This window comes from Nocardia sp. BMG51109, assembly GCF_000526215.1.
Lineage (GTDB): Bacteria > Actinomycetota > Actinomycetes > Mycobacteriales > Mycobacteriaceae > Nocardia.
In genome coordinates this window covers 2187820-2203318 of the sequence record NZ_JAFQ01000004.1, presented here as the reverse complement: position 1 = coordinate 2203318, position 15499 = coordinate 2187820, and the positions used below count along the sequence as shown (strand labels likewise).

The window sequence follows — 15499 nt, the reverse complement described above, 5'->3', positions numbered from 1 at the left end:
ATAACACGGCTGTAGCGCCGCGGTGTGCCGGTGCCTCACCGGCCGGTCAGCGCCACCGCATCGTCATGATCAGGCCGATGACCATGAGCCCGAAACCGATCAGGAAGTTCCAGGCGTTCAGATCGGCCATCCACGAGATCTTGTCGTTGGCGAGGTAGTACACCAGCAACCACACCAGACCGGCCAGCATGAAGCCGAGCATGATGGTGACGTACCAGACCGGCGACGGGCCGCCCTTCACCTTCACCGGGGTGCGGCTGGTCGGTGTGAGCGTGTAGTCGGTCTTCTTGCGGCGGACCTTCGACTTGGGCATGACGTCCTCGTATTCGGCGTACAGGTCGTACCGGCGGGGCATGCGGCCGCGCATGCGCTCGGCGGCTGTGGTCGACGAGACGACATCGTCGACTGCGCCGCGCGCACCTGCCGGTCTGCCTAAAGGCTATCCCAGCTGGCTTCATCGCATCCGCCGCGTACTCTCGAACCATGCGTGTACTGGTCGTCGACAATTACGACAGCTTCGTATTCAACCTGGTCCAGTATCTGGGCCAGCTGGGCGCGGAGGCGACCGTCTGGCGTAACGACGACGCGCAGCTGGCGAATGTGGACGAGGCCGTCACCGGGTTCGACGGTGTGCTGATCAGCCCGGGTCCGGGGACTCCCGACCGGGCGGGCAGCAGCATCGACCTGGTGCACGCGTGCGCCCGGCAGCGCGTCCCGTTGCTCGGCGTGTGCCTGGGGCATCAGGCTATCGGCGCGGCCTTCGGCGCCACCGTCACCCGGGCCGCCGAGTTGCTGCACGGCAAGACCAGTTCGGTGTTCCACGTCGGCGCGGGCGTACTGGCCGGACTGCCCGACCCGTTCACCGCCACCCGCTACCACTCGCTGACCGTGCTGCCCGAGACCCTGCCCGACGAGTTCGAGGTGCTGGGCAGGACCGAGAGCGGCGTCATGATGGCGATGCGGCATCGCACCCTGCCCCTGCACGGCGTCCAGTTCCACCCGGAATCGGTGCTCACGCAGGGCGGTCACCGAATGCTGGCCAACTGGCTGGAGGTATGCGGTGAGCGCCCGCCGGAGGGCCTGATCGATCAGCTCGAGGCAGAGGTCGCGGCGCTGGTCTGACGGTTCGGGCCGACGTCGTCGCAGTACGAACCGTCGTAGCAGTACGAATCACCGTCGCAGTACGGACCACTGTCGCAGTACGGACCACACAGGAGCGGCGAATGCCCGGCGGGGATACACCACGGTGAGCGACAACTCCGCGGGCCGGGACGGACCGCAGACGACCGCCGGGCAACCCGTTGACACCGGCGGCGAGGCCGGCGCTGAAAGTCGTGCACATCCTCGTCCGCATGTCGTGCTGTCTGTGGCCGTGAGTGTCGACGGCTACCTCGACGACGCCGGTCCCGAGCGATTGCTGCTGTCGAATCCGGACGATTTCGACAGGGTCGACGCGGTGCGGGCCGATTCGGACGCCATTCTGGCCGGCGCGGAGACCCTGCGCCGCGACGATCCGCGGCTGTTGGTGCGCAGCGACAGCCGGCGTGCCCGCCGGGTGTCCGCGGGCAAGCCGGAACATCCGGTGAAGGTGACCGTCACCGCCGGCGGCGATCTCGATCCCCGGCTGCGTTTCTTCCACAGCGGCGGCGACAAACTGGTCTACACCACCGACGTCGGCGCGGCCCGGATCGGCGATCGGCTCGACACCCTGGCCGAGGTCGTATCCCTCGGCGGGACACCCGATTTCGGCGCGCTGCTCGACGACCTCGGCCGGCGCGGCGTGACCAGGCTGATGGTGGAGGGCGGCGGCCACGTGCACACCGCCTTCCTGGCCGGCGATCTGGCCGACGAACTGCTGCTGGCCGTGGCGCCGGTGCTGATCGGCGACTCCCGAGCGCCGCATTTCCTGCATCCGGCCGACTTTCCGGGCGGGTCCCGGCGCAGAATGGTATTGGCGGACGTCGACCGGATCGGGGACGTCGCGCTGCTGCGTTATCTGCCGAGGCAGGCCGAGCCGCCGACCGATGGAAGGTCGCACGACATGGAAACACCACAGTGACTTCGCGCTTCGCCGATTCGGGCGGGGAAGGCCCTGGGACACACCGGTTCTGGATGCACCATGCGATCGGGCTGGCCCGGCTGTGCCCGCCGAGCCGGACCGCCTTCTCGGTCGGGGCCGTGATCGTCGCCGACGACGGAGTCGAACTGGCACACGGTTATTCGCGGGAAACCGATGCCAAGGTGCACGCCGAGGAATCGGCCCTGGACAAGCTCGGCTCCGAGCCGCGCCTGGCCGGGGCCACCCTCTACAGCACCCTCGAACCCTGCTCGCAGCGGGCCTCGCCGGGGCGGGCGCCGTGCGCGGATCGCATTCTGGCCGCGGGCATTCCGCGCGTGGTCATCGCGTGGCGCGAACCACCCACCTTCGTCGACGACTGCATCGGCGTGGAGAAGCTGCGCGAACACGGCATCGAGGTGATCGAACTGGCGGACCTGGCCGACGAGGCCATGTCCATGAACCGGCACCTCACCCTGTCCCGCGATCCTGAGCCCTCCTGACGCGGTGCAGGGGCGCCGAGGTCACGGCGGTCCGAGCACCCCGGTGACGATGGTGACGGTGCCGTTGCGGTCGATGGACGATCCGGCGGACGGCTCCTGACTCATGACGCGGCCCACGCTGCCCGCGTCGAGCGTGTTCTGGGTGGACTGACGGATCTGCCCCGCGCCGCCGGTCCAGCCCTGCTGGCGCAGCGCGTTCACCGCGGCGGACGGGGTGAGGCCGACCAGCTGCGGCATCGAGATCTCGCTGCTGGAGACCCGGACGGTCACCACCGATCCCTTGTCGGCCATCGTCCCGGAGGGCGGGTCGGTGCTGATCACCGTGCCCTTGGCCGAGGAACTCGGCACTTCCACGACATTGATCCGGAATCCGGAACTCTTGGTCAGATTCGACTCCGCCACGTCGCTCGGCTGACCGACGACGTAGGGGACCGGGATCTGCTCCGGGCCCTTGCCGAGGGTCAGCTTGACCGTGCTGCCCACATCGGCCTTGGAACCCATCGGCGGGTCGGTCTCGATCACCTTGTCCTTGTCGGCGGGGCTGGACCAGTCGCGTCCCACGTTCGGATCCACCTGCAGGCCCAGCGCGGTCAGCTGCTTCTCGGCGTCCTGCTGACCGAGTCCGGTCAGGGTCGGCAGCGGGACTTCCTGCGGGCCCCGGGAGACCTGCAGGGTGACGACGCTGCCCTTGGGTGCGCTCGAACCGCCGAGGGGCTGGGTGCTGATGACATTGCCGACCGCGACCTGGCTGTTCGCCTTCTCCTGCGTGGCCACGTTGAAACCGGCCTTCTGCAGTTCGTTCTGCGCCTGCCCGACCGGCTTGTTCGCCAGGTCGGGCACCGTCACCTGCCCGGGGCCGCTGCCGGGGCCGATCAGGAACCAGAACAGGGCGAACACCGCCGCCAGCGCGGCCAGGCCGCCCGCCACCAGCACGGCGGTGCGGCGCGGGTTGCGGGGCTCGTCGGGTTCGGGTTCGTCGACGTCATCGCGTTCGACGGTGCGGTAGGTGCGCGGCGGCGGCTCGGTGCTGCCGAGGATCGTGGTGCGGTCCTCGTCGGTCATCACCATCGGCGCCTGCGGCTTCTGCCCGCCCAGCACGCGGATCAGATCGGCGCGCATCTCCGCGGCGGTCTGGTAGCGGTTGGCCGGATTCTTGGCCATCGCCTTGAGAATGACCGAATCCAGCTCGCGCGGGACTCCGGGGTGCACGAGCGAGGGCAGCCGGGGATCCTCGCGCACGTGCTGGTAAGCGACGGCGACCGGGGAATCGCCGGTGAAAGGCGGTTCGCCGGTGAGGATTTCGTAGAGCACGCAGCCCACGGAGTAGACGTCGGAGCGGGCGTCCACGGTCTCGCCGCGGGCCTGCTCGGGAGACAGGTACTGCGCCGTGCCGACCACCGCGGCCGTCTGGGTCATGGGGTTGGAGCTGTCGGCGATCGCGCGGGCGATGCCGAAGTCCATCACCTTCACCGCGCCCTGCCGGTTGATCATGATGTTGGCGGGCTTCATATCGCGGTGCACGATGCCGTTCTTGTGGCTGAAGTCCAGCGCGGCGCACACGTCGGCGATGATCTCCATCGCGCGGCGCGGCAGCAGCGGGCCCTTGCCGCGCACCATGTCGCGCAGCGTGTCGCCGTCCACATACTCCATCACGATGTAGGGCAGCGGGCCGCCGTCGACCTCCGCCTCCCCGGTGTCGTAGACGGCGACGATCGCCGGGTGGTTCAGCGCGGCCGCGTTCTGGGCCTCGCGCTTGAACCGGAGATAGAAGGTGGGGTCGCGGGCCAGATCCGCGCGCAGCACCTTGATCGCGACGTCGCGCCCCAGGCGCTCGTCGCGGGCCTTGTGAACCTCGGACATCCCGCCGAACCCGATGATCTCGCCCAACTCGTAGCGAGAGGAGAGATGCTTCGGGGTCGTCATGGCAGTCCTTGCGGTGCGGTGTCCGGGGAACTACTGCTGTCGGGGGTGGTGCCGGGGATTCCGTTGCCGCCGGTGCCGCGGGTTCCGTGTGTCCCGTAGTTGCCGTCGAGACCGGGAATCTCCGTAAATGGTAGATCCAGAGACGGCCGGGACAGGCGACCCGTGGTCGTCGGCGCGGTAGACGAGGGGCGCTGCGTCCGCGTGCTGCTCGGCGGTCCGGGGGTGGTCGTGGTCGTCGGCGGTTGCGTGGTCGTCGGCTGTTCCGGCGTGGTCGTGTACGTCTGGGGCGGCTCGTACTGGGTCGTCGGCGGTTCGGTGGTGGTCGTGGGCACCGGCGGGGGCGCGACCTGCGAGGTCGGCGACTTCACCGGCGTCACCGAGGATTCCGGCGGATCACCGCTCAGCAGCACCCAGGCCGCGATGCCGCCCAGGGCGAGCGCGCCGATGCCGAGCCCGGCCAGTGCCTTCTGTCCGGTGCTGAACCGCGACTTGCCCTCGTCGTCGGGGGGAACGGGTGCGGCGCGGCGGGACATGGCGGCGGTACCGCCGGCATTCTGGGTCGGGTAGCGGACGGTCGCGTCGTCGTATTCGTCGCGCGGCAGCATCGCGGTCGGACCGGCGGGCGGCAGCACGCGCGCGGCGCCGGTCTGCGGCGATCCGAGGCCGCGGGGCGGTGGTGGCCGGCGTCCGGCCCGGACGGCCGCCACCGCATCGGCGAACTCGCCGCCGCTGTAGTAGCGGCCGGCCGGATCCTTGGTCATCGTGGTTTCGATGAGTTCGCGCACGTTCGGGGGGAGGTCCGTCGGCATCGGCGGCGGATTCTCGCGCACATGCTTCATCGCTACCGTGAGCGCGCCGTCGCCGGAGAACGGCCGATGTCCGGACAGCGCCTCGTAGCCGACCACCCCGAGCGAGTACACGTCGCTGGACGCGGTGGCGTCCTCGCCGGTGGCCTGCTCGGGCGCGATGTACTGGGCGGTGCCCATCACCATGCCGGTCTTGGTCACCGGGGACGCGTCCACCGCCTTGGCGATGCCGAAATCGGTGATCTTCACCTGGCCGGTCGGCGTCACCAGGATATTGCCGGGCTTCACGTCGCGGTGCACGACGCCGGCGGCGTGCGCCACCTCCAGCGCGCGGCCGGTCTGTTCCAGCATGTCCAGGCCCTGGGCGACCGACAGCCGGTTCATCCGGTTCAGCACGGCGTTGAGCGGTTCGCCCTGCACCAATTCCATGACCAGATAGGCGGTTTCGCCGCCCTGCGGGTCGTAGGTCTCGCCGTAGTCGTAGATGCCCGCGATGCCCGGATGATTGAGTTGCGCGGTGGTCTTGGCCTCGGTGCGGAAACGGTGCCGGAAGGTGGGGTCCGCGGAGAATTCCGCCTTGAGGACCTTCACGGCCACCCGGCGGTCCAGCCGGGTGTCCAGTGCCTCCCACACCTGGCCCATGCCGCCGGTGGCGATCAGCCGTTGAAGTCGATAGCGGTCCGCGATCATCGCACCGTTGTTCAGCATTGCAGCCCCCGTAGGCATCGTCTCGTGGTGCTGATTAGCACGGTCATTGGGTCAACCCCCCTGGAGTCCGGCGTCGAGTACCGCTCGGGCGACCGGGGCGGCGACCGATCCGCCGGTGGCCGCGAGCGCGCGGTCCCCGCCGTTCTCCACGATGACCGCGATCGCGATCTTCGGGTTCTGCGCCGGTGCGAAGGCCGTGTACCAGGCGTGCGGCGGGGTGTTGCGCGGGTCGTCGCCGTGTTCGGCCGTTCCGGTCTTGGACGCGATCTGGTACGGGCGTGGTTGATTCCCTCCGGACGTGTTCTTCTCCGACGCGATCATCAGATTGGTCAGCTCCGTCGCCACCGGGGCGCTGATCGCCTGGCCGACCGAGACCGGCTTGGTCTTGGACAGCTCGCTCAGGTCCGGGCCCTGCAACTGGTCGACCAGCCGCGGCTCCATCCGCACTCCGCCGTTGGCGACGGTGGCGGCGATGACGGCGTCGTCGAGCGGGGTCAGCGCCACATCGCGCTGGCCGATGCTGCTCTGCGCGAGGGACGGGTTGTCCGGGATGGTTCCGACGGTGCTGTCGGCCCACTGGATCGGGATTCCGGGGTGCGGGCCGATGCCGAACGCCGTCGCCTCGTCCTTCAGTTTCGCGGCGCCCACCTTCATACCGATCTCGGCGAATGCCGTGTTACACGACCTGCGGAAGGCTTCGTAGAGCGAGGCGGTGCCCCCGTCGCCACACGTCGCGCCGTTGTAGTTCTCCAGCGTGGTGCTGGTGCCCGGCAGCGTGATGTTGGGGGCCGCGGTGAACTGGTCGTCGGGCTTGATACCCATCGACAACGCCGCGGCGGCTGTCACGATCTTGAACGTCGAGCCCGGCGGATAGGTCGCCGAGACGGCACGATTGAGCATCGGCTGGCGCTCGTCGGCCGACAGCGAATCCCAGGTCTCCGTGCTCTTGGCGCCGTCGTGGCCGGCCAGCTGGTTGGGGTCGTAGCTGGGAGTGGAGACCATGGTCAGGATGCGTCCGGTGCTCGGCTCGATCGCCACCACCGAGCCGGTGTAGCCCTTGCTGGTCAGCTGCTCGTAGGCGACCTGCTGCATGGCCGGATCGATGGTGGTGACCACGTTGCCGCCGCGCGGGTCGCGGCCGGAGATCATATCCACCAGCCGCCGGCCGAACAGCTGGCTGTCCGAGCCGTTGAGCACCGAATCCTCGGCGCGCTCCAGCCCGTTGCTGCCGTACTGCATCGAATAGAAGCCCGTGACCGGGGCGTAGGCCATCGGGTCGGTCGGGTAGGTGCGCAGGTACTTGTAGCGGTCTTCGGTGGCGACCGAGCCCGCCAGCACGGTGCCGCCGCCGGAGATCTGGCCGCGCTGGCGCGAGTACTCGTCGAGCAGAACCCGCGAGTTGCGCGGGTCGCTGCGCAGGCTGTCGGCCTTGATCACCTGGACGTAGGTGGCGTTGGCGAGCAGCGCGACGATCATGATCATCACGGCCACGGCGACGCGGCGCAGTGGTGTGTTCATACCGCTTCTCCTCTCGGCCGTGGTTGTTGACGAGGATCGCCGCCCTGCCCCTCACCGGCACCGCGAATGAGTTCCGTCTGCGCATCGGCGATGGGGGCCTGCTGCTCACGGCGCCGGGACGGGGCCGGTGCCCGGGCCGAATCGGAGATCTTCACCAGCAGCGCCAGCAGCGCGTAGTTGGCCAGCAGCGACGAGCCACCGTAGGAGACGAAGGGTGTGGTGAGGCCGGTCAGCGGGATCAGTTTGGTGACGCCGCCGACCACGACGAACACCTGGACCGCGATGGTGAACGACAGCCCGGCGGCGAGCAGCTTGCCGAAGCTGTCGCGGACCGCCAGCGCCGTGCGCAGGCCGCGCACCACGAAGATGGCGAACAGCATCAGCATCGCGGTCAGCCCGATCAGTCCGAGCTCCTCGCCGATGGTCGCGACGATGAAGTCGGTATTGGCGAACGGCACCTGCGAGGGCCGCCCGCTGCCCAGCCCGGTGCCCGCCAGTCCGCCGGTGGCCAGCCCGAACAGCGACTGCGAGATCTGATAACCGGTGCTGTTGTAGTCGTCGAACGGGTGCAGCCAGGTCGCGACCCGGACCTGCACGTGCCCGAAGCTGTTGTAGGCGATGAAGAATCCGGCCGCCAGCAGCAACCCGCCGACGATCAGCCAGCCCACCCGTTCGGTGGCGATGTACAGCAGCGCCAGCACCGTCGCGAAGATCAGTAGCGAGGTGCCCAGATCCTTTTCGAAGACGAGCACGGCCAGGCATACCAGCCATACGGCCAGGATCGGCCCGAGGTCGCGCCCGCGCGGCAGCTCCATGCCGAGAATGCGGCGCCCGGCGGCGGTGAACAGCTCGCGCTTGGCAACCAGCACCGAGGCGAAGAAGATGATCAGCAGGATCTTGGCGAATTCACCCGGCTGCACGCTGAATCCGGGCAGCCGGATCCAGATCTTGGCACCGTTGGTCTCGGAGAATTTGCCGGGCAGCAGCGCCGGGATGACGAGGGCGACCAGGCCGAGTAGTCCCAGGGTGTAGCTGTAGCGCGCGAGCGTGCGGTAGTCGCGCAACAGCACCAGCAGCCCGACGAACAGCGTGATGCCGAACGCCGTCCACAGCACCTGCGAGTTGGCGTCGGGGGACGGCATGGCCGAGCCGTTGTACACCGCGTTCTGTTCGTCGGCCAGATCCAGCCGGTGGATGAGCACCAGCCCGAGGCCGTTGAGCAGGGCCGCGATCGGCAGCAGCAGGGGATCGGCGAACGGCGCGAACCGGCGCACGGCCAGGTGCGCGACCCCGAACAACGCCAGATAGGCCAGCCCCAACTTTGCCAGGTCCCAGGTGACCTCCTGATCCTGGCTCGCCTCGACCAGCACCAGTGCCACGGTGGTGATCGCCGCCGCGCCGGCCAGCAGCAACGCCTCGACGTTGCGCCTGGTCGTCGGCGGCGGCGCGGGAGCGAAACCGCCCGGGGGACTGGGAAAAGCCCCGGCGGACGGTGGTGCCGGTGCGGACATCAGTCCGCCTTCCTGCAGTTCTCCCCTGGAGTCTGAGGGGTCGGCGCGGCGGTGGTCGCGGGCGGGGCCGGCTGCTCGGAGTGCGCGGGAGCATTGGTCGGGCTCGGATTGCCCGGGGCGGGAGCCGGGTTGTCGGCCGGCGGTGTCGCCGGCGGTGCGGCGGGCTTCTCGCACGCCGGCAGCAGTTCCTGCGAGGTGAGCTTCTCGAGCTGGCGACGGGCGTCGTCGGAGGTGCCGGGCTGCAGGCCGTTGTTGACCACCTTGTCACGGCCGGACGGCCGGAGGTCGTCGACGTGCAGCTCCTTACAGCCGGACGGGAAGCCGTTGCCGGGTGGCAGCAGGCTGAGCCGGTTGCCGCGATCGATGCAGGCGAGCTGGTCCACGTCGCGGATCGAATATCCCAGCACCGAGCCGGGTAGTCCGCGCATGATCACGATGGCGCCGTTGTCGGTGCCGACGTAGTAGTTGCTGCGGATCATCTTGTAGCCCACCACGAGTCCGACCACGACCGCGATGATCAGCGCCGTCGCCAGCAGGATCCAGCGCAGCCTGTGACTCTTGCGCGGGGCGGGTGGCTCCGCCGCCACGGGGGCCCGGCGGGGCGTCGCGCGCGGGGGGCGCATCGCCGCCGCCCGGCCCGCGGCGGTGTTGGGCGGCGGGATCTCCTCGTCGTCCTCGACCGAGGCGGCGCCCGCCACGATCGGATGGCTCTGGCCGTAGTCCAGGTCGATGACGTCGGCGACGACCACGGTCACGTTGTCGGGGCCGCCGCTGCGCAGCGCCAGCTCGATGAGCCGGTCCGCGGCCTCGTCGGTATTGCCCTCGCGCAGCGTGTTGGCCAGGGTCTCGTCGCTGACCACGTCGGACAGGCCGTCGGAGCACAGCAGGTAGCGATCGCCGGCGCGGGCCTCCCGGACGGTCAGGGTGGGCTCGATCTCGTTGCCGGTGAGCGCGCGCATGATCAGCGACCGCTGCGGATGGGTGTGCGCCTGCTCGGGCGTGATGCGGCCCTCGTCCACCAGCGATTGCACGAACGTGTCGTCGCGGGTGATCTGGGCGAGTTCGTCGGCCCGGAGCAGATAGGCGCGGGAGTCGCCGATGTGGGCCAGCCCGAGTTTCTTGCCCGCGAACAGGATCGCGGTGAGCGTGGTGCCCATCCCGTCCAGCTCGGGCTCCTCCTCGACCTGGTCGGCGATGGCGGCGTTGCCCTCGCGCACGGCGCGGTCGAGCTTGCCGAGCAGATCGTCGCCGGGCTCGTCGTCGTCCAGGTGGGCGAGGGCGGCGATCATCAACTGGGAGGCCACCTCGCCCGCGGCGTGACCGCCCATGCCGTCGGCGAGCGCGAGCAGGCGCGCACCGGCGTAGACGGAATCCTCGTTGTTTGCCCGGACGAGACCACGGTCGCTACGCGCTGCGTAGCGGAGAACTAGAGTCACGATCGCAGCTCGATCACTGTCTTACCGACACGGACTGGGGTACCGAGCGGAACTCGGACGGGCGTGGTGACCTTCGTTCGGTCGAGGTAGGTCCCGTTGGTGGATCCTAGATCTTCGACGTACCAGTCGTCGCCGCGCGGGGACAACCGCGCATGCCTGGTCGACGCGTAGTCGTCGGTCAGCACGAGAGTGGAGTCGTCGGCACGCCCGATGAGCACCGGCTGTTGACCGAGCGTGATGCGAGTGCCGGCGAGTGAACCCTGAGTCACCACTAGATGTCTGGCGCCCTTCTGGCCACGGCTGAAGGATGGCAGCACCGCGGAACCACGCGGGGCCCGGGGCTGGATCCGGATGCCGGATGCCGCGTAGATATCGCTGCGCAGGGTCCTGAGCACCGCCCAGACGAACAGCCACAACAGCAGTAGGAACCCCGCACGGGTCAGCTGCAGGATGAGTCCCTGCACGGCGCTCCACCTCCTGTTCGACCGGTGCCGCTGGTACGGTTCGACCCCCAACCGGCGTGCTGGTCAGCACGGCCCGGCTGCCGAGCGAGTGTTGGCAGCATAATAGGACCGACGACCGGTTGCGATCACGATACGGCCCGAGGATTCTCGGGCCACATCGTGACCTGCACCGGCAGCTTACGGGATCAGACGATTCGGATCAGGATCTCGGAATGCCCGGCGCGGATCACATCGCCGTCGGCGAGTTGCCAATCCTGGACGGGCGAGCCGTTGACCAGGGTTCCGTTGGTCGATCCGAGGTCGGAGAGCATCGCGACCTGACCGTCCCAGCGGACCTCGATGTGCCGCCGGGACACACCGGTATCGGGGAGGCGGAAATGCGCGTCCTGGCCGCGGCCGATGATGTTGCTGCCCTCTCGTAGCTGGTACGTGCGGCCGCTGCCGTCGTCGAGCTGGAGGGTGGCGGAGAAGCCGGAGCCGCCCCGCTGCGGCGGCTGCGCCGGCGCGGGGGCATAGCCGCCCTGAGGGCCGTAGCCGGGCTCCGCGTAACCCTGCGGGGCGTAGCCGGCCTGCTCGTATCCGCCCTGGTCGGCGTAGCCCGGATCGTATCCGGGGGGCTGGGCGTAGCCCTGCGGCGCGTACCCCGGGTCGTATCCGCCGGGGGCCTGGCCGTAGGCCTGCTGCGCGTAGTCCTGGTTGGGGTAGCCCTGCTGCCCGTAACCCTGGTCGTACCCCTGATCGGCGTAACCCTGGTCGTAGCCACCCTGTTGCCCGTAGCCCTGGTCCACGTAGCCCTGCGGGGCGTAGCCGCCCTGGTCGTATCCGGGCGGCTGGCCGTAGCCCGGGTCGGCGTAACCCTGCGGCGGGTAGCCCCCAGCGGCACCCGGCTGGTAGTCGTAGCCGTTCTGATAGTCGCCGTAAGCCTGCTGCGACTCCGGCGCGGCATAGTCACCGGCGGCGGGGTACTGCCCGCCGCGGCCGTAGTCGTAGGTCCCCGGTCCGGGGCGGCCACCGGGCGGCGCGTACCCGCGGTTGCGTGGATCGGACTCCGCGGGCTCACGGCTGGGGTCGTAGCCTGAGTTCTGCGTCATGGGGCCAGCTCCTGGTTGCGGGTTTGCGGTTCGTTGTGCGGGTTGTCCAGGCCGGTCGGGCGGCCGTCGGTCCGGCGGATTCCGGCGACCCACGTCCGGGTCGACCCGGCCGCGCGTCCTGAACTGCCCGGTGTGCAGCGTAGGGGATGCCTGGAATTCGACGTGCACTTCGCCGTAGGTCTGCCAACCCTGCTCACGGAGGAAGTCCTGCAGATGCTTGGCGAAGGCACGACTGGTCAGTTCGTGATCCGCGTCGAGTTCTTGCAGGTCCGACGTGTTGATGGTGATCACGTAACTGTTGGGAGCCAGCAGATGTCCGCCATCGAGTTCGGTCACCCGATCGATGGCCTCGCGCTGCAGCGCCGCCTCTACTTCCTGAGGCACGACGCTGCCACCGAAGACCCGGGCGAAGGCATCGCCGACGGCGCCCTGCAAGCGGCGCTCGAAGCGCGACACGATCCCCATCTCGGCCTCCCTTCGGTGTGCGCACGTCCTGTCTTCCGACTTCGATCCCGTCTGTCACCAATCCGCGACACGCAAATAGGGCGTGTCGTGGGACGGACACGGTCTCTGCATGATATCCACGATCCTCCACACCTGTAACTCTCGGCAGGCCAGCGAAGTTCCCGGCCCGCAACAGGATGGTTACAAGCCTGCTGAACAGGCGATTTCATCTCGGCTGCGGCTGCGTGATACTGTCTCTCAGTCGCTCGGGCGAGTGGCGGAATGGCAGACGCGCTGGCTTCAGGTGCCAGTGTCCTTCGGGACGTGGGGGTTCAAGTCCCCCTTCGCCCACCACGCATCGAAGGCCCGGATCTCGGATCCGGGCCTTCGTCGTATCGGTGCCGTGTCGGTCCTTTCGCGGTGTCTCAGGGGGTGTTCGGGATATCACAATCTTCGTTCGGCCTATACCGGCCCGTGGCGCGGATTTCAGTCAACCGGGGTATCTGTGGGCGTGCGAGTGACGTGACGGCTGGAACCATCCACCGTGCGCGCGAGCGGCGCTCGCGCGCACGGTGATGCCGAGTCGCACGGGTTCACGGTTCGTCGGTCTGCGCCGACAGCGGAATTCCGGTGTGGAAGAAGCGGATCAGGCGGCCGATGCGCACGCAGTGCTCGGCGCAGCGTTCGTAGTGGTGGATGAGCAGGGCGAGGTCGACGGCCATGGCGTTGCCGTGCGGCCAGTCCGGCGCCGATACCGACTGCCGGATCCGCTGCTGGATGTCGGCGAGCCGCCCGTCGGTGGCGACCGGGTGGCGATCGGCCGGGAGTTCGTCGTCGACGATGGCGTGATGGGCGCCCGCGGCGAGGCCGGTGACGATCTCGCCGATCTCGCCGAGCGACTCCAGAATGTCCGGCGGCGCAATCGGATTCGGATATCGATGCACCACGCTGTCGACGATGCGGCTGGTGAGCCAGCTCATCCGGGTCAGGTTGTCGTTGATCTGGATCGCGCTCACGACGTGCCGGAGATCGCGGGCGACCGGCGCCTCCAGGGCGAGCAGGATCACCGCCCTGTTCTCGCAGGCATCGTGCAGCGTCTGCACCCGTTCATCGATGGCGAGGACCTCGTAGGCGGCGGTCAGGTTGGCCTCTCGCACCGCCACCGCGGCGCGTTCGGTGGCCTCGCGCGCCAGTTCCGACAGTTGGGCCAGCTCATCGGTCAGTGCTGCGAGTTCGAAGGAGAATTTCGTCCGCACGGGGGATATCTTCGCGGTTCGCCCCCGGCTGTGCAGCCGTTCGGCCGCGAAACCCGTTGTGGCTGTCCGTGACCCGGCGCCGTTCCACTTCGCGGTCGGTCGGAACGCCGGGTTTCGGTCGCGACCGGAGACGCCGGGGGCGAGGTTGCGACGACACGGCGACCGCGTCGCTTCGATGTGCTTTGCCGGGTGTGATCTTCGCCGCACCTGGCGAGCCCGCAGGGGGCGAGGACCGTACTACGGGAGGGTTGCGGGCGCATCTTGTCTGTACCGTTATCGCGATTGTTGCGGCGCGCAACTGGCATGTATCTGTGAAGTTGACCTCAATACAGTATGTGACTCAAGCAATCTTCGATGTTTCATACTTTTGGTCTGTTACCGGCGTGGCAATCTTGCGGTCATCTTCGGTTTGATACTTATAAACAGCCCATACAGGGCGAAGTCCCAGCGCGAAGTGGTGCATGGCAAACCGGCGAGGTCGATCTTTCGGGCGAACCGGAAATGCCGAATCGGTCGAATGGGAGGGACCGGATGGTTCGCCGGTCCGTGTCCGCCACTCCGTCGGACCGGGGGACGCCGAATGTTTGCGGACTAGACCGTCGCGGCGCCGTTTCCGGTCTGTGACTTATACGCCCGGCGGCTGCGCGGCTGGTTGCATCGCGATAACGATTGTGTAGAGTTGACGGTAACGCTGGCCGCAGCTGAGCTGGACTCGCTGCGGCCAGTGGATCTCAAATCTCCCCGTCCGAATCATGGTCGGTGGTCACGCTTCCCGCAACCGATTTTCCGCCCCATGATCACCCGTGCGCCCGTCGGTAACTGTCGGGTCACGTTCCACCGATCGCCCGGCGCCGAACACGTATCCGAGGAAGCCCATCTCGGCCACCAGCCCGATCGCGATCCGCACCGGCGCGGGCAGGCCGCTGGGCGTCACGAATCCCTCGATGAGCCCCGAGACGAGCAGCACGACGACCAGCCCCAACGCGATCGTCGCGGTCGCCCGGCCCTGTCGCGCCAGCGCCTGCGCCCGGCTGAGCCGGCCCGGGTCGACCAGTGTCCAGCCGAGTTTCAGGCCGGCGCCACCCGCCACGAAGACGGCGGTCAACTCGAGCATGCCGTGCGGCAGGATGAAACCGAAGAAGGAGTCCAGGCGTCCGGCGTCGGCCATCAGCCCGGCCGAGATGCCGACGTTGACGGCGTTCATGACCAGTACGTACGCCGCGGGCAGGAGCAGTAGCCCGGTGAACAGCGCCACCGCCGACACCGCCGCGTTGTTCGTCCACACCTGAGCGGCGAACGCGTCGTGCGGATGCTCGGAATAGTAGGTCTCGAACTCCCCGCCCGGAGCGGTCAGCGCGTCGGTGTCGGCCGGAATGCCCAATGCGCGGCGCGCGGCGGCCGAACCGGACACCCAGGTGCCGATCCCGCCCGAGACGGCCAGGAACAGCACCGCCACCGCCGCCCACCACGGCCACGCGCGGTACACCGCCGCCGGGAACCGGCGCGTGAAGAACAGCCCCACCTCCCGCCAGGCGTCGGCCTGGGTGCCGAGCGCCCGCCCGCGCGCCCGGGCCAGCAGCGCACCGAGACCGGCGATCAGCTCGGGATCGGGGGAATGCGACTGCAGCCGGGCCAGCTGTTGCGAGGTGCGGCGATACAGCAGCATCAGCTCGTCGGCCTCGGCGCCGGTCAGCCGCCGCTGCCGGGCCAGCTGGTCGAGCCGATCCCAGGATCGCCTGTGCGCGTAGGCATACGCGTCCACGTCCATCGGTTCCTCCCGTGG

The 15499-nt window shown here is 68.8% G+C and carries 13 protein-coding genes and 1 tRNA gene; 4 read left to right on the top strand and 10 right to left on the bottom strand.

Features of this window, described 5'->3' with window-relative positions:
* Positions 1 to 46: 46 nt before the first annotated feature.
* Positions 47 to 313, bottom strand: coding sequence for a cell division protein CrgA (crgA, locus tag D892_RS0111420; protein WP_024801367.1), 267 nt, complete (start codon positions 311 to 313; stop codon positions 47 to 49).
* A gap of 170 nt (positions 314 to 483) precedes the next feature.
* Here crgA and D892_RS0111415 point away from each other — a divergent pair, with 170 nt between their 5' ends.
* From D892_RS0111415 to D892_RS0111405, 3 genes are all read left to right on the top strand, one after another.
* The gene (locus D892_RS0111415) at positions 484 to 1122 is read left to right on the top strand and encodes an aminodeoxychorismate/anthranilate synthase component II (RefSeq protein WP_024801366.1); all 639 of its coding nucleotides are present in this window, start codon (positions 484 to 486) and stop codon (positions 1120 to 1122) included.
* A 124-nt stretch (positions 1123 to 1246) separates the two neighbouring features.
* Entirely contained in the window at positions 1247 to 2059 is an 813-nt protein-coding gene (locus D892_RS0111410; RefSeq protein WP_369801745.1) for a RibD family protein, read from the top strand.
* Positions 2060 to 2112: 53 nt separating this feature from the next.
* Positions 2113 to 2559 carry a deaminase gene (locus D892_RS0111405; protein WP_036566924.1) on the top strand — a complete coding sequence of 149 codons (447 nt, stop codon included), beginning with the start codon at positions 2113 to 2115 and terminating at the stop codon, positions 2557 to 2559.
* Between the two features lie 21 nt (positions 2560 to 2580).
* Here the strand turns inward: D892_RS0111405 and pknB are convergent, their stop codons facing one another.
* The 7 genes from pknB to D892_RS0111370 all read right to left on the bottom strand — a co-directional run bounded on the left by pknB (position 2581) and on the right by D892_RS0111370 (position 12481).
* Positions 2581 to 4482, bottom strand: a complete 1902-nt coding sequence (pknB, locus tag D892_RS0111400; RefSeq protein WP_024801363.1) for a Stk1 family PASTA domain-containing Ser/Thr kinase — start codon at positions 4480 to 4482, stop codon at positions 2581 to 2583.
* Positions 4479 to 5996 (bottom strand): protein kinase, encoded by a 1518-nt coding sequence (locus D892_RS0111395; protein WP_024801362.1) that lies wholly within the window; start codon positions 5994 to 5996, stop codon positions 4479 to 4481. The genes pknB and D892_RS0111395 overlap by 4 nt, the downstream gene beginning before the upstream one ends.
* A 51-nt stretch (positions 5997 to 6047) precedes the next feature.
* Positions 6048 to 7514 carry a penicillin-binding protein 2 gene (locus D892_RS0111390; RefSeq protein ID WP_024801361.1) on the bottom strand — a complete coding sequence of 489 codons (1467 nt, stop codon included), beginning with the start codon at positions 7512 to 7514 and terminating at the stop codon, positions 6048 to 6050.
* A complete protein-coding gene (locus D892_RS0111385; protein ID WP_024801360.1) occupies positions 7511 to 9025 on the bottom strand; it encodes an FtsW/RodA/SpoVE family cell cycle protein in 1515 nt (504 codons plus the stop codon). Before D892_RS0111385 ends, D892_RS0111390 begins: the two co-directional genes overlap by 4 nt.
* A complete protein-coding gene (locus D892_RS0111380) occupies positions 9025 to 10461 on the bottom strand; it encodes a PP2C family serine/threonine-protein phosphatase (RefSeq protein ID WP_024801359.1) in 1437 nt (478 codons plus the stop codon). Before D892_RS0111380 ends, D892_RS0111385 begins: the two co-directional genes overlap by 1 nt.
* A complete protein-coding gene (locus tag D892_RS0111375; protein WP_024801358.1) occupies positions 10458 to 10925 on the bottom strand; it encodes an FHA domain-containing protein in 468 nt (155 codons plus the stop codon). Before D892_RS0111375 ends, D892_RS0111380 begins: the two co-directional genes overlap by 4 nt.
* Positions 10926 to 11110: 185 nt before the next feature.
* Positions 11111 to 12481, bottom strand: coding sequence for a DUF3662 and FHA domain-containing protein (locus D892_RS0111370; protein WP_024801357.1), 1371 nt, complete (start codon positions 12479 to 12481; stop codon positions 11111 to 11113).
* A 247-nt stretch (positions 12482 to 12728) separates the two neighbouring features.
* On the opposite strand from D892_RS0111370, the gene D892_RS0111365 reads away from it, so the two are divergent.
* Positions 12729 to 12814: transfer RNA gene (locus D892_RS0111365), tRNA-Leu, on the top strand.
* A gap of 239 nt (positions 12815 to 13053) precedes the next feature.
* Here D892_RS0111365 and D892_RS0111360 read toward each other — a convergent pair.
* Together D892_RS0111360 and D892_RS0111355 are read right to left on the bottom strand one after the other, a co-directional pair.
* On the bottom strand, positions 13054 to 13716 hold the full coding sequence (locus D892_RS0111360) for a PhoU domain-containing protein (protein WP_024801356.1): 663 nt from the start codon (positions 13714 to 13716) through the stop codon (positions 13054 to 13056).
* A 763-nt stretch (positions 13717 to 14479) separates the two neighbouring features.
* Positions 14480 to 15484, bottom strand: coding sequence for a stage II sporulation protein M (locus D892_RS0111355; RefSeq protein WP_024801355.1), 1005 nt, complete (start codon positions 15482 to 15484; stop codon positions 14480 to 14482).
* Positions 15485 to 15499 lie beyond the last annotated feature (15 nt).

Excerpts from the sequence above, each read along its gene's own strand:
- pknB (WP_024801363.1), bottom strand. The coding sequence starts at position 4,482 with ATGACGACCCCGAAGCATCTCTCCTCTCGCTACGAGTTGGGCGAGATC.
- D892_RS0111355 (WP_024801355.1), bottom strand. The coding sequence starts at position 15,484 with ATGGACGTGGACGCGTATGCCTACGCGCACAGGCGATCCTGGGATCGG.
- D892_RS0111415 (WP_024801366.1), top strand. The coding sequence starts at position 484 with ATGCGTGTACTGGTCGTCGACAATTACGACAGCTTCGTATTCAACCTG.
- D892_RS0111370 (WP_024801357.1), bottom strand. The coding sequence starts at position 12,481 with ATGGGGATCGTGTCGCGCTTCGAGCGCCGCTTGCAGGGCGCCGTCGGC.
- D892_RS0111395 (WP_024801362.1), bottom strand. The coding sequence starts at position 5,996 with ATGCTGAACAACGGTGCGATGATCGCGGACCGCTATCGACTTCAACGG.
- D892_RS0111390 (WP_024801361.1), bottom strand. The coding sequence starts at position 7,514 with ATGAACACACCACTGCGCCGCGTCGCCGTGGCCGTGATGATCATGATC.
- crgA (WP_024801367.1), bottom strand. The coding sequence starts at position 313 with ATGCCCAAGTCGAAGGTCCGCCGCAAGAAGACCGACTACACGCTCACA.
- D892_RS0111385 (WP_024801360.1), bottom strand. The coding sequence starts at position 9,025 with ATGTCCGCACCGGCACCACCGTCCGCCGGGGCTTTTCCCAGTCCCCCG.
- D892_RS0111405 (WP_036566924.1), top strand. The coding sequence starts at position 2,113 with ATGCACCATGCGATCGGGCTGGCCCGGCTGTGCCCGCCGAGCCGGACC.